Source organism: Pseudescherichia sp. (genome assembly GCF_031979925.1).
Taxonomy (GTDB): Bacteria; Pseudomonadota; Gammaproteobacteria; order Enterobacterales; family Enterobacteriaceae; genus Pseudescherichia.
The window spans coordinates 489,665-503,277 of sequence record NZ_DALZFB010000002.1; the positions used below are offsets into that span (position 1 = coordinate 489,665).

A 13,613-nucleotide genomic window follows, 5' to 3' on the forward strand; every position below is an offset into this window, starting at 1 on the left:
GCCACAGGGTAATACAGCGGTATGAGAAAAGCTGTAATTCGCCGCCCACCCATTTTAAGGTATTGTGATATCAGTAAAAGATCGGTAGTCTGAGGTTCCTTATGTTATCCCTAATTTGCCCCTGACGTAAGGACTCCTGCATGGAACACACTCCTCCGAAAGAAACGTTGCGCATTGCCCTTGTGGGCGACTATAACCCTGACGTTGTTGCGCACCAGGCTATCCCTCTGGCCATTGATGACGCCGCCGCCGTGCAGGAGCTGACTGCCGATTATGACTGGCTGGCAACAGATGAGATTGGCAGCGCGGACGATTTAGTCGGCTATGACGCCATTTGGGTCGTGCCGGGCAGCCCCTATAAAAGTGCTGAAGGCGCGTTTACCGCCATCCGCTATGCCCGGGAGAACGGCGTGCCGTTTCTCGGCACCTGCGGCGGATTCCAGCACGCGCTGATCGAGTATGCTCGTAACGTAATGGGCTGGGACGATGCGGCCCACGCTGAAACCGACAGCGAAGGCCGAATGGTTGTGACCCCGCTGGCCTGCTCGCTGGTAGAGCAAACCGGCACGATCGAGCTGCGAGCCAATACGCTGATTGCCCGCGCCTACGGAAAAGATGCCATTGATGAAGGCTATCATTGCAACTACGGGGTTTCGCCGGAGTTCACTGCCGAGCTGGATAAGAGCGATCTTCGGGTCACCGGCTGGGATGAAGAGGGTGAAGTACGTGCCGTTGAGCTGGTCACGCACCCGTTCTTTGTTGTGACCCTGTTCCAGCACGAGCGCGCAGCGCTGAGCGGACGCCCGTCTCCGCTGGTTCATGCCCTGCTGCGCGTTGCCAGTAATTAACTGTTGGCTTATCGGGCGTTGATCTCGCGATCGCGTCCGGCAAAGACACCAAATACGGCCATCACCACCGAGAGCAGGGCACAGGCGATGAGCGGAATATGCCAGTCGCCGCTGGCGTCGTGGATCTTACCCATCAGCGGCGGGCCAAACGCCGCCAGCAGATAGCCTACCGACTGGGCCATGCCGGAGAGGGCCGCAGCCTGATGCGCCGAACTGGCGCGCAGGCCGATAAAGGTCAGACCGAGGATCATTGTTGCCCCCGAGCCGAAGCCAAAGATAACCGTCCACAGCACCGCATGGGTGGGGATCAGCCACAGCCCGGCGGCGCTGACGGCGCACATCAACGCCACCATGGCGGCGATGCTGCGTTGATCGCGCAGGCGGTGCAGAATAAGCGGAATAGCAATGCCCGGCGCGGCGGTTGCCAGCTGTAGCAGGCCGTGGAGGGAGCCCGCCTGGGTTTCGCTGTAGCCCAGGCTAAGCAGGATAGCCGGTAGCCAACCGATAACCACATAGTAAATCAGCGAGTTGATGCCTAAGAAGAGCGTCACCTGCCAGGCCAGGGCCGATCGCCAGATCCCACGGTTTTGCAGGCTGCCTGCCTGGGTCAGGCTGCTTGCCGCCCGACGACCGGTCTGAGGAAGCCACAGCAGCAGGGCAAGAAGCGGGAAAGCCATCAGCATCAACAGCGCACCCCGCCAGCCAAATCCGTGCAGTGCCAGGGGGACAACCAGTGCTGAACCCAGCGCCGCGGCTGCCCCCATCGTCAGCGAATAGGCTCCGGTAAGCTTTGCAACCTGGCCGGGAAAGTCGCGTTTAATCAGGCCGGGCAGCAGCACGTTACCCAGCGCAATCCCGCAGCCGATGATCGCCGTACCGATGAACAGCAGCGCAGAGGACGGCAGCGAGCGCAGGGCGATGCCCGTACAGATAAGGATCAGCGCCGTGGCGAGGCTGCGCTCCATGCCAAAGCGGCGTGCGGTACCGGCCGCCAGCGGAGAGATAAGAGCAAAGGCCAGCAGCGGCAGGGTCGTCAGCAGTCCGGTTTGCGCCGTAGTCAGGCCGTAGTCAGCGCGAATGGCATCCAGCAGCGGCGCGGCACCGGTAAAGGTGACGCGTAGGGTAGTGGCAATCATTAAGATCCCGGCAATCAGCAGCAGTCCCTGCTTGCGACCGGAGGAGGTCTGGCTAGTCATTGTTTTCTCAGGTTGAATACGTTGCCGATAGGATAACGCTTTTTCGCTACGATGAAAGTAACGGAAAGCGCCTGCCTATATAGCCTTATTCTGTTTATGGATATGTAATGCACTTTTTGATATTTGTCTGCCGCTGGGGCTTGTGTGAACGTAGCGCTTAATACTTATAACAAGGGACAACAGGGATTAAGCATGGCAACTATTACACAGACTAAAAAAGGCGGGGCGCTCTCCGCGCTGGTACTCCTCTCAACGCTCTCTTTTGCCGCTCACGCTGACAAGCTGGCCGATATCAAATCGGCTGGCGTGGTGAAAATCGCCACCTTTGATGCAAATCCACCTTTTGGTGCGGTCGATGCTAAAACTCATGACATTGTGGGCTATGACGTAGATTTTGCTAAAGCGCTGGCCAAAAGCCTCGGGGTTAAGTTAGCGCTGGTCGCCACTAACCCGGCGAACCGTATTCCACTGTTGCAGTCCGGCAAAGTAGATCTGATCGTTGCTGACATCACCATTACGCCAGAGCGTGCGCAGGTTATCGACTTCTCCACGCCGTACTTTGTTACTGGCCAGCAGTTCCTGGTCGCAGCAGACGGCGCGGATAAGCTGGACGCCTACAGCAAGTCGCGTATCGGCGCGGTGAAAGGCACTACCGGCGAGCAGGCGCTGCATCAGCGCTTCCCGCAGGCACGCGTGCTGGCCTATGACGATATCCCGCTGGCCCTGACCGCACTGCGTAACGGCAATGTGCAGGCGATCACTCAGGACAGCACCATTCTGGCGGGCCTGCTGGCGGAAGCGCCGGATAAAGCAAAATTCAAAATCCTGCCGGATCTGCTCTCTAAAGAGGAGATTGGCGTGGGCGTAACCAAAGGCGAAACGGCGCTGCTGAACGCGGTGAACAGCGAGCTGATGAAGCTTGAGCAGAGTGGCGAAGCGGCCAAAATCTACGATACCTGGTTTGGTCCGCAGACCAAAACGCCCCAGCCGCGCAGCTTTACAATAGAAGCGAAGTAATATGTTTGCCGGCCTTTTCTCCGCCTCTGTGGTCAGTGCCACGGAGGCGTTTCCCGTGCAGGCGGGCACGGTCGAATTCCGTCAGGTCAGTAAACGCTATGGCGATCATCAGGTTCTAAAGCAGATCGACCTTCAGGTTCGCGCCGGCGAGGTGCTTGCCGTCTGCGGGCCTTCCGGCTCGGGTAAATCGACCCTGATCCGCCTGATCAACCAGCTTGAGACGGTGAGCGGGGGCGAAATCTACGTTGATGGTAAACCCACCAGCACCCTGAAAGGTAGGGCGCTGCGCGAGCTGCGTCGCCATGTAGGCTTCGTTTTCCAACAGTTCAACCTTTACGCCCATCTTAACGCGCTGGATAACATCACCCTGGCGCTAACCAAAGTGCACGGCCAGCCCCCGCGTGAGGCGGAGGAGACAGCGCTGGCCCTGCTGGATCGGGTTGGATTGCGCGATAAAGCACACCACCTGCCGTCCCAGCTCTCCGGCGGCCAGCAGCAGCGGGTGGCTATCGCCCGCACGCTGGCCGCCAGGCCGTACATCATCCTGTTTGACGAGCCGACATCGGCGCTCGATCCCGAGACGATCGGTGAAGTGTTACAGGTCATGCGCAGCCTGGCACATAGCGGCATGACGCTTATTGTGGTGACGCATGAGATGCAGTTTGCCCGCGAGATTGCCGATCGGGTGATCTTTATCGACGGTGGCGAGATCCTTGAGCAGGCCGCTCCGGAGCAGTTCTTTACCGCCCCGCAGCATCCCCGGGCGCAGCGCTTCCTGCAGAAGGTTCTCAACCCGCTGCACGCAGAAAACAGGGAGCTGTAATGCACATCCATCTCGACTGGGCCGGGGTGCTTACCGGCCAGGCTGCGCAGTGGATCCTCTCTGGCTTTCTCACCACAATCTGGGTAACCGTTGTCGGCATCGTGCTGGCAACGGTGCTGACCGTGCTGCTGCTAGCCCTCAGGCTGGCAGGGGGCACGCTGGGACGCGGAGCGGTGGCGGTATGGGTGTCGCTGTTTCGCAATACGCCGCTGCTGGTTCAGCTGCTGTTCTGGTACTTTGCTGCCTGGAACCTGCTGCCGCTGGGCTTTCGTCAGTATGTTAATGACGATCACGCCTTCAGCATCTTACCGGGGGATGTCTGGTGGTTTACGCCAGAGTTTCTCTGCTCTGCCTGGGCGCTGGGACTCTTTACCGCCGCCTTCCTGGTGGAGGAGATCCAGGCCGGGCTGCATGCCGTGGCGAAGGGGCAGATTGAGGCGGCTAAGTCGCAGGGGTTTAGCGAGCTGGCGCTGTTTCGCTGGGTGCTGCTGCCCCAGGGGTTACGCAACGCCTGGCAGCCGGTAGTGGGACAGTATCTGAACCTGATGAAGCTCTCCTCGCTGGCAACCGGGATTGGCTTTGCCGAGCTGACCTATCAGACCCGGCAGATTGAGAGCTATAACGCCCATGCCCTGGAGGCATTTGCCATCGGAAGCGTGCTCTATCTGCTCCTGGGGCTGGTGATGAGCCTGCTGTTCAACGCTCCCATGTGGTGGCGTGCGGCGCGACAGGAGAGGACGCTGGCGCGCAGGGAGATGCAGGATGATCGCTAATATTACGGTGATTACCGATAACCTGGACTATCTGCTGCTGGGCCGCGCAGCTCAGGGCGAGCCGGGCGGAGTGCTGCTGTCGGTGCTGATGACCCTCGGGGCGGCGCTGCTGGCCTTTCCCGGCGGTATCGCGCTGGCCTGCTTCGCCTGGCGTTTCAAGGGCTGGCCGCGGCGTGTGCTGTTCGCTTGGGCGGAGATCATTCGCGGCATTCCGCTGATCTTCGTCATCTTCTGGCTGTGGTTTTTACTGCCGATGCTGACCGGGGCCGATCTGCCTGGCGCGCTGACCGTGACCCTGGCGCTGGCATGGTTCACCTCCGCCTCGGTAATGTACTCCACGCTCGCTGCCATCGGCTCTCTGCCTAAGGGACAGCATGAGGCGGCGCTGGCGGGAGGCTTCAGTAGCTTTCAACTGCTGCGCTGGGTGCTGCTCCCGCAGGCGCTGCGCAACGCGCTCCCTTCGTACACGGGGTTGCTGATTGCTCTATTAAAGGACACGTCGCTGGCGTTTATCGTCAACGTCCCAGAGCTAACCACCGTTGCAGGGCAGGTTAATAACCGCGTGCAGGTCTACCCGGCAGCGCTGTTTATCTTTACCGGGCTGGTCTACTACCTGCTCTGTACTCTGCTGGAGCACTCGGTTAAGCGCTGGCAGCGCCGCAGCTTACTGGCGGCCAAGTAGCAGCGACACCAGGCCTGCCGCAATCAGTGGCCCGACCGGGACGCCCCGGAACAGGGCCACGCCCAACACTGTACCCACCAGCAGCCCTGCCACCAGTGAGGGCTGCGCGCTCATCAGCGCCACGCCGCGTCCGCCAAGCCACGAGACAAAGATCCCTACCGCAATGGCGATCAGTGATTTCCAGTTTACAAAGGAGTGCAGTAGGGTGGAGGGCGGAAGCGTACCGCTGGCAATAGGGGCCATGACGCCAATGGTAAGAATGATAATCCCGATGGTCAGACCCTGTTTCTCAATCCACGGAAAATAAGCGTTCAGCGGGGTCATGCGGATCATAATCAATACCATGATCGACACGGCAACGGTGGTGTTGTGGCTAATAAAGCCGAGAGCAGTCAGGCCAAGCAGAATAAACAGAGTGGTATCGAACATAAAAGAGGATTCCAGGCAGAAATATAAGCCCGCTTACTTTACCCTATCTCCGTGTGGCAGCAGAATTTTTTCACCCCGCTACGAAAGTTCTTAAAAGTTTCACTTAAAGTCAGTTTGGCTGTCATTGAATGTTCATGTCGCTCTATTATGAATGCTGTATCGCGCAGAAAAGAGACGACAAAATGAACGATCCGATGCTGACCGAGACGCTTATTATTGCCTCTTCCTTTTTAGCCATCGTCGCCGTGCTGGTGGCGTCGGTGTTTATTTTGGAGCGTATGGGGTGAGCCAGGGCAGGTAGAGCAGCGTCTTAAAAGCACAATAGACAGCCACGTTAGCGCCAGCGAACCCGCGCCTGAGACGATAATGCCAAGCGCTGCTGCCAGGTCATAAATGTTCTCTACTCCATAAAGGCTTAGCGTCCCGGCAAGCGAGTAGACCTTTTCGAGCGGGAAGAGTTGTGCCCAAAGCGTAGCGCAGGTAAAAAGCCAAATCACTGAAATTAGGACGACCGCCATTATGTTTCGAAGCCTTAGGTAAGAAGAAATAGCTATTTATGTTCCTTAGTACATAATAATGGTTTCTGTTGCTTATTATATAAGCATAAGCGGATATTACATTAAGCACAATTTGTGCCATGTCATTCATGAATGAATTTAGTTAAAATATACCTATGATAAATGTAATTAAGACATATATAATTGCGGCAAATATGAATTAGTCACCAATCTACACTTGGCCGGAGTTACCGCATCGACTAATATAGTAAAAATGCTGCACCTAACTCATCCTTTCCCTTTGATAGAACTGGAGTATTTATCAATTTTTTTGATAATAGTGTTTACAGGAATAAAGGCGCATGTAGGGTCGTCGCGGGTAACGGCGTCTGATCTCCAGGTAAAAATATAGACTCATACGGAACAATTGAGGTGATTGATAGTGGTTATTTGGAAAGTTTCCCTTAAGTTGCTTTGGTTTATTACTCTCTTTTGCGTCGTGTCATGGATAGATGTTCGTCACTTCTCTGAGAACCCAATGATCAGCAACGATGCCGCAATCAAAGTCGCATACTGGTTTAGTTCTGAGCCTACACCTGAAGACATTTATTATAGTTATGACTATATTTTAATTGTTTTTAACTTGGTATCTTCCATTATTTTATATCTCATAACGGTAAAGTTAGTCAAAACAGTAAGGAGCAAATGAAATTCCTATCCCTCCGTATTTATGGCTAAAAGATGTCGGTGGTGCAGATATTAAAGGATCGGTAGACGTTAAAGATTGTGAAGGCTCTAATGTGACAGACGCCGGGTGGCGGCTGACGCCTTACCCGGCCTACAGGTTCTGCGTGCTTATGTAGGCCCGTGCAAGCAGAGCGCCGCCGGGCAGCCGGTAAATCACTTTACCGGCTGGTTAGGATTAACTGTGAGAATCGGACGTCTGTTTATGAAACAGTTCGCGGAAGACCGGGTAGATATCTTCCTGGTCGCGGATATGCTGCATAGCAAAGTTCTCAAACGTCGCCTGCAGGTGCTCGTATTCGCGCCACAGGGTTTGATGCGCCCGGCGGGTAATCTCGATATAGCTGTAGTAACGCACCACCGGCAAAATTTTCTTGGCCAGAATCTCATGACAGAGCGGTGAATCATCGGCCCAGTTATCGCCGTCCGAGGCCTGCGCCGCATAGATGTTCCACTGCGCCGGATCGTAACGCTCCTTCACCACCTCATCCATCAGCTTCAGCGCGCTGGAGACAATAGTCCCGCCGGTCTCCTGTGAGTAGAAGAACTCATGCTCGTCGACCTCCTTGGCTTGTGTATGGTGGCGGATATAGACCACCTCCACGTTCTTATAGGTTCTGCTCAGGAAGAGATAAAGCAGAATATAGAAACGCTTCGCCATATCCTTAGTGGACTGATCCATCGAGCCGGAGACGTCCATCAGGCAGAACATCACCGCCTGGCTGGATGGCTCCGGTCGTTTCTCGTAGTTTTTGTAACGCAGGTCAAAGGTGTCGATAAAAGGCACACGCTCGATCTTGGCCCGCAGCTCCGCAATCTCTTTGCGCAGCCGCTCCTCTTCCAGCAGCTGGGCTGGTTCGCTGTTCGCAACGGTCGTGAGATCCGCCTCAAGGGCGCGCAGCTCGCGACGTTTACCCGCCGTCATCGCCGTACGGCGTGCCAGCGAGTTTTGCAGCGAGCGAACCACGCTGATGTTGGCAGGCACGCCGTTAGCGGTGTAGCCCGAACGGTGCGTTTTGTATTCGTTCAGCTGCCGATGCTGGTTTTTCTTCAGGTTCGGTAGCGCCAGATCTTCAAACAGCAGATCCAGATACTCATCTTTCGAGATCTGAAAGACAAACTCATCCTGACCTTCGCCATCCTGACTGGCCTGGCCCTGGCCGCTGCCCCCTCCGCCACCGCCGCCCTGCGGGCGTTCGATACGGTCATTCTGTACAAAGTGATCGTTACCAGGATGAACACGATTGCGCAGGCCACCGCGCCCCTGGTGGAACATCGGTTCGCTAATATCTTCTGAAGGAATAGAGACGGACTCGCCGCTCTCTACGTCGGTCACCGAACGCTTGTTAATCGCCTCGGAGATCGACTGCTTGATTTGCGATTTATAACGGCGCAAGAAACGCTGGCGGTTAACCGTGCTCTTGTTTTTGCCGTTAAGACGCCGGTCGATGAACCAGGTCATAAGCCCTCCATCCACGGTGCATTGCCGTTCCAGTAGTCGGCCCGGTAGGCATAAGCGCTACCGGGCATCTGTTTTAGGACGATTTACGAACGCGCAGATACCATTCGCACAGCAAGCGCACCTGTTTGCGGGTGTAACCTTTCTCCATCATCCGGTCGACAAAATCGTCGTGTTTCTTCTGCTCATCCGTAGAGGTTTTGGCGTTAAACGAAATTACCGGCAGCAGCTCTTCAGTGTTCGAGAACATTTTCTTCTCGATAACCGTGCGCAGTTTTTCATAACTGGTCCAGTTCGGATTGCGGCCGCTATTGTTGGCGCGGGCGCGCAGTACGAAGTTAACGATCTCGTTACGGAAGTCTTTCGGGTTGCTGATCCCGGCAGGCTTCTCGATTTTTTCCAGTTCGGCATTCAACGATTCACGGTCAAACAGCTGGCCAGTATCGGGATCGCGATACTCCTGATCCTGGATCCAGAAATCCGCATAGGTTACGTAGCGGTCAAAAATGTTCTGGCCATATTCAGAATAGGACTCCAGATAGGCGGTCTGGATCTCTTTGCCAATAAACTCAGCATATTTCGGGATCAGATAGCCTTTCAGGAACTCGAGATAACGTTCAGCCTGCTCCTGCGGGAACTGTTCGCGCTCGATCTGCTGCTCCAGCACATAGAAGAGGTGCACGGGGTTCGCCGCTACCTCAACGTGGTCAAAGTTAAAGACCCTGGAGAGGATTTTAAACGCGAAGCGCGTGGACAGCCCGTTCATTCCCTCGTCTACCCCGGCGTAGTCCCGATACTCCTGGTAGGATTTGGCTTTCGGGTCGGTGTCTTTCAGGCTCTCACCGTCGTAGACGCGCATTTTTGAGTAGATGCTGGAGTTCTCCGGCTCTTTCAGACGCGAAAGAATAGAGAAGCGTGAGAGCGTCTCCAGGGTTCCCGGCGCGCAAGGGGCATGAGCCAGCTCACTGTGGTTAAGCAGCTTCTCGTAAATTTTGATCTCTTCCGAGATGCGCAGGCAGTATGGCACCTTCACAATGTAAACGCGGTCAAGGAAGGCTTCGTTGTTCTTGTTGTTACGGAACGTTACCCACTCGGATTCGTTCGAGTGCGCCAGAATAATGCCGTTGAACGGCAGGGCGGAGATACCCTCTGTCCCGTTGTAGTTCCCCTCCTGAGTTGCCGTCAGCAGCGGGTGCAGCACCTTGATAGGCGCTTTAAACATCTCGACGAACTCCATGATCCCCTGGTTGGCCCGGCACAGCGCACCGGAGTAGCCGTAGGCGTCAGGATCGTTCTGAGCGTGGTTTTCCAGTTTGCGGATATCCACTTTACCCACCAGCGCCGAGATATCCTGGTTGTTCTCATCGCCGGGTTCGGTTTTCGCAATAGCGATCTGTTGCAGAATAGAGGGCCATACCTTCACCACGCGGAACTTGGTGATATCGCCACCAAACTCGTGCAGGCGCTTAGCTGCCCACGGGGACATAATGGTGCCGAGGTAGCGGCGCGGAATGCCGTACTCTTTCTCAAGGATCTGCTCATCCTCCTGTGGGTTGAACAGGCACAGAGGATGATCGTTAACCGGGCTACGCTCGCCGTTGGCGCTCAGCACATAGATTGGTACGCGCTGCATCAGGGATTTGAGGCGTTCAGCAAGAGATGATTTACCGCCACCCACTGGCCCCAGCAGGTAGAGGATCTGTTTCTTCTCTTCCAGCCCCTGAGCAGCATGTTTCAGATAGGAGACAATCTGCTCGATGGCATCTTCCATGCCATAAAACTCTTCAAACGCTGGGTAACGTGCGACAACCCGATTCGAAAATAGACGGGAAAGCCTGGGCTCCAGAGCAGTATCTACCATCACGGGTTCGCCGATAGCCGTAAGTAGCCGTTCTGCCGCGTTCGCATAGGCGCTGCGATCCTGGCGGCAGATGGTAAGAAATTCCTGCAGGGTGAACTCTTCGTCCTTGGCAGCTTCATAACGCTGGCGATAGTGATCGAATATATTCATGGCATGCCGTCCTTTCGTTTTTAGCACAAGAAAAGAGCCGTTCATATGAATAGTGGAGGCTCCCGGAAGAGATAAGCTGAACGACGCTAGCTCTACTTCAGCACCGGAATGCAGCAACCCTTATGCCAGGTTGTGAACGCCAGCAGTTAACGCGCCCGCGATACACCTTCTTAAAATTAAGCGTAGATGGCATTTGCAAAACTTGCATTGCACGCCAATCTAATTTCAATGACATATCAATAACTCATCTGAATTTATTTTCTTTATAGATAAAGGGGGTTGCGAAAGATTCATCTCTCCGTCATTTATCCTTAAGCAGGTTGTCATGCGAAAACAGCATGCTGTCGCGTTCAGTTATATAATAATCAGTGAAAAAATTTGGGATGACGGAGGCGGGCGGTTACACTGCTCCCGCTGATTATTTGACTACAGGAAGGAAAGGATTGTGACCAAACTCAAATTTCTGGCGCTTGGTGTATTTATCGCATCATGTGCCGCAACGGCAAACGCAGCGGGACCCTGGTCTGTAGGCGCGGGCGTCGGTGTGCTTGAGTCTCCTTACAAAGACTACGATCGCGAAGTCGCCCCCGTCCCGGTAATTACCTACGAAGGGGATAACTTCTGGTTCCGTGGCCTCGGCGGCGGCTACTATTTGTGGAATGACGAAAGCGATAAGCTCTCGCTTACCGCTTACTACTCTCCGTTCCACTTCCGGCCAAAAGACAGCGATGATTGGCAGCTGCGCCAGCTCGATAAGCGTAGAGCTACCCTGATGGCGGGCCTGTCGTATGTGCATAACACCCAGTACGGATTTTTGCGCACCACTCTGGCCGGCGATACGCTGGATAACAGCAACGGTATCACCTGGGATCTGGCATGGCTCTACCGCTACACCAACGGCGGCCTGACCCTGACCCCGGGGATCGGTGCCGAGTGGAGTAGTGAAAACCAGAACGAGTACTACTACGGTGTTTCGGGTAAGGAGTCTCGCAACAGCGGCCTACGCACTTACGATCCGGATAGCGACTGGAGTCCTTATCTGGAGCTGAGCGCTAGCTACCAGCTGAACGACAGCTGGAGCGTGTATGGCGTAGGGCGTTATACCCGTCTGGGGGATGAGATCAAAGACAGCCCGATGGTCGATAAGTCCTGGGCTGGCGCATTCTCTACCGGTGTAACCTATAGCTTCTAATGCTGATATGCTGATTGTTGTGCATTTAAACAGGGCGCTTGCGCCCTGTTTGTTTTAGGGTAGGACAATCATTTCTGGAGGAGATCATGGCAGAAAAACGCGTGCAGTTTGCCGACAGCCAGCCGTTGGCCGCTATCGGCCAGGGCACCTGGTATATGGGAGAAAATCCCCGCCAGCGGCAAAGCGAAGTGGCGGCGCTGCGGGCCGGGATCGATCTTGGCCTGACCCTTATCGATACCGCTGAGATGTATGCCGACGGCGGCGCGGAAGAGGTGGTCGGCGAGGCCATTATGGGCAAGCGCGACGAGGTTTTCCTGGTATCAAAGGTTTACCCGTGGAACGCGGGCGGTCAGAAAGCGATTGCCGCCTGTGAAGCCAGCCTGCGCCGTCTGGGTACAGACTATCTCGATCTCTATCTGCTGCACTGGCGCGGTAACTACTCCCTGACCGAAACCGTCGAGGCGATGGAAACGCTGATCCGTCAGGGCAAGATCCGCCGTTGGGGCGTCTCTAACCTCGACTATAGCGATATGCAGGAGCTGTGGCGCGTTAAAGGCGGTCAAGCCTGCGCCACCAACCAGGTGCTCTATCATCTCGCCTCGCGCGGCATTGAATTTGACCTGCTGCCCTGGTGTCAGCAGCAGTCTCTGCCGGTGATGGCCTACTGTCCGCTGGCCCAGGCCGGACGCCTGCGCGATGGCCTGCTGGAGAACGCCACCGTGCGCGAGATTGCCCATGGGCATAGCGTAAGCGCCGCGCAGGTGCTGCTGGCATGGGTTATCAGTCACCAGGGCGTGATGGCGATCCCGAAGGCCGCCAGCGTTGCGCACGTCAAAGAGAACGCCGCTGCGCTCGGTTTAAATCTGAGTGAAGATGAGCTGAACCAGCTGGATCGGGCTTTTCCAGCACCGGGTCGTAAAACGCCGCTGGATGTGGTGTAGAGAAATTGCCCTCTCCGGGTGAGAGGGCATAGCTTTTTTAATGATTATCGCTTGCTCACGCGAATGGTTTGCGCCAGGCGGGATGGCTTCTCTTCGGTGGTCTTCTGCGGCACGGTGACGCAGGCAGACTCCACGCAGACAAAGGTTTTGTAACCGTCGTCCGGCATGTCGGCCATGCTCACGGAGAGGGCCGGGCCTGGGTTCCAGCCTACCACGTTGCTATGGTGATGATGGATCACCTCAATAGCGCGATTCAACGCGCCGTCGTGGATCACGCTGCACGCTTCCGGGTTCAGATAGACGCGGTCGGTACGATCCGGGAAGGTCTGTACGCCGTCGGCCAGCACATCTTCCTGCGCGTTGTTCACCTTATCGATAAAGCGATCGCCCAGCCCGCTCACCTTCACCGCGCTGATGTCGCCTACGTTAAAGTAGGTGTGCAGGGCAGAGGTGGTCTCAAACTCGCCGTGGGCTTCCAGCTCAATTTCGCAGGTCTGGCAGAGCTTAAAGCGAGCAAAAAGGGTGAAGTCGTGCGGCCACTGTTCACGCGTCGCGTCGCTGCTTTGCAGTTCAAAGGTCAGCACCACGCCGTTCTCATCTTCGTTATGGGCGGTCAACGTCCAGGGCAGGATGCGGGCAATACCGTGGGCGGGCAGGCCCTGCTGCTGTGCCGGACCAAACCACGGCCAGCACACCGGTACGCCGCCGCGCAGCGCGACGCCATTTTTGAACGGCGTGTTGCCGCTCAGCCACAGCACTTCCTCTTCCCCAGCCGGTTTAAAAGAGAGCAGGTGCGCGCCCTGCAGCGCGAAAGAGGCTTTAACCTGCGGATGATCGACCACAATCAGCTCCAGCTCGTCCAGCTGGCGACGGGAAATGACCGGCGTAATGTTTTCGACTACTGGAAGAGCAAAAATTTTATTGATCATATTCGTATTCCTCAATCCTCTGTCTTAAGCCAAAAAAAAGAGCGACCGAAGTCGCTCTTAAGTTGAGTGTCA

At 55.8% G+C, this 13,613-nt stretch carries 13 protein-coding genes and 1 pseudogene; 9 read left to right on the forward strand and 5 right to left on the reverse strand.

Annotated elements, in window-relative coordinates; all coding sequences use genetic code 11:
• Positions 1-140 precede the first annotated feature (140 nt).
• Entirely contained in the window at positions 141-848 is a 708-nt protein-coding gene (locus RTM13_RS05815; protein WP_312210878.1) for a CTP synthase, read from the forward strand.
• Positions 849-856: 8 nt separating this feature from the next.
• Here RTM13_RS05815 and RTM13_RS05820 read toward each other — a convergent pair whose 3' ends face one another.
• A complete protein-coding gene (locus RTM13_RS05820) occupies positions 857-2,044 on the reverse strand; it encodes a CynX/NimT family MFS transporter (RefSeq protein ID WP_312210880.1) in 1,188 nt (395 codons plus the stop codon).
• A gap of 192 nt (positions 2,045-2,236) precedes the next feature.
• On the opposite strand from RTM13_RS05820, the gene RTM13_RS05825 reads away from it, so the two are divergent.
• Genes RTM13_RS05825 through RTM13_RS05840 form a run of 4 tightly spaced genes read left to right on the forward strand, consistent with a single transcriptional unit; the run spans position 2,237 to position 5,339 of the window.
• On the forward strand, positions 2,237-3,061 hold the full coding sequence (locus RTM13_RS05825) for an ABC transporter substrate-binding protein (RefSeq protein ID WP_312210882.1): 825 nt from the start codon (positions 2,237-2,239) through the stop codon (positions 3,059-3,061).
• Position 3,062: 1 nt separating this feature from the next.
• Positions 3,063-3,884 (forward strand): amino acid ABC transporter ATP-binding protein, encoded by an 822-nt coding sequence (locus RTM13_RS05830; RefSeq protein ID WP_312210884.1) that lies wholly within the window; start codon positions 3,063-3,065, stop codon positions 3,882-3,884.
• Positions 3,884-4,657, forward strand: a complete 774-nt coding sequence (locus tag RTM13_RS05835) for an amino acid ABC transporter permease (RefSeq protein WP_312210886.1) — start codon at positions 3,884-3,886, stop codon at positions 4,655-4,657. The genes RTM13_RS05830 and RTM13_RS05835 overlap by 1 nt, the downstream gene beginning before the upstream one ends.
• Positions 4,647-5,339 (forward strand): ABC transporter permease subunit, encoded by a 693-nt coding sequence (locus RTM13_RS05840; RefSeq protein WP_312210888.1) that lies wholly within the window; start codon positions 4,647-4,649, stop codon positions 5,337-5,339. The genes RTM13_RS05835 and RTM13_RS05840 overlap by 11 nt, the downstream gene beginning before the upstream one ends.
• Here RTM13_RS05840 and RTM13_RS05845 read toward each other — a convergent pair.
• A complete protein-coding gene (locus tag RTM13_RS05845) occupies positions 5,322-5,768 on the reverse strand; it encodes a DUF441 domain-containing protein (protein ID WP_312210889.1) in 447 nt (148 codons plus the stop codon). The two genes, RTM13_RS05840 and RTM13_RS05845, sit on opposite strands and share 18 nt — an antisense overlap.
• Positions 5,769-5,950: 182 nt before the next feature.
• Between RTM13_RS05845 and yoaI the strand changes: the two genes are divergently transcribed.
• Together yoaI and RTM13_RS05855 are read left to right on the forward strand one after the other, a co-directional pair.
• Entirely contained in the window at positions 5,951-6,055 is a 105-nt protein-coding gene (yoaI, locus tag RTM13_RS05850) for a small membrane protein YoaI (RefSeq protein ID WP_312210891.1), read from the forward strand.
• Positions 6,056-6,975: 920 nt separating this feature from the next.
• Positions 6,976-7,062: pseudogene (locus RTM13_RS05855) on the forward strand (type VI secretion system tube protein Hcp); the annotation flags it as partial.
• 125 nt (positions 7,063-7,187) lie between these two features.
• Here the strand turns inward: RTM13_RS05855 and RTM13_RS05860 are convergent.
• Both RTM13_RS05860 and yeaG read right to left on the reverse strand, forming a co-directional pair.
• Positions 7,188-8,471: a YeaH/YhbH family protein gene (locus RTM13_RS05860; RefSeq protein ID WP_312210892.1), complete on the reverse strand. Its 1,284-nt coding sequence runs from the start codon at positions 8,469-8,471 to the stop codon at positions 7,188-7,190.
• Between the two features lie 73 nt (positions 8,472-8,544).
• Entirely contained in the window at positions 8,545-10,479 is a 1,935-nt protein-coding gene (gene yeaG / locus RTM13_RS05865; protein WP_312210894.1) for a protein kinase YeaG, read from the reverse strand.
• A 445-nt stretch (positions 10,480-10,924) separates the two neighbouring features.
• Here yeaG and RTM13_RS05870 point away from each other — a divergent pair, with 445 nt between their 5' ends.
• Positions 10,925-11,671 (forward strand): MipA/OmpV family protein, encoded by a 747-nt coding sequence (locus tag RTM13_RS05870; protein WP_312210895.1) that lies wholly within the window; start codon positions 10,925-10,927, stop codon positions 11,669-11,671.
• 86 nt (positions 11,672-11,757) lie between these two features.
• Positions 11,758-12,612 (forward strand): aldo/keto reductase, encoded by an 855-nt coding sequence (locus tag RTM13_RS05875; protein ID WP_312210897.1) that lies wholly within the window; start codon positions 11,758-11,760, stop codon positions 12,610-12,612.
• Between the two features lie 44 nt (positions 12,613-12,656).
• Here the strand turns inward: RTM13_RS05875 and RTM13_RS05880 are convergent, their stop codons facing one another.
• The gene (locus RTM13_RS05880) at positions 12,657-13,541 is read right to left on the reverse strand and encodes a D-hexose-6-phosphate mutarotase (protein WP_312210899.1); all 885 of its coding nucleotides are present in this window, start codon (positions 13,539-13,541) and stop codon (positions 12,657-12,659) included.
• Positions 13,542-13,613 lie beyond the last annotated feature (72 nt).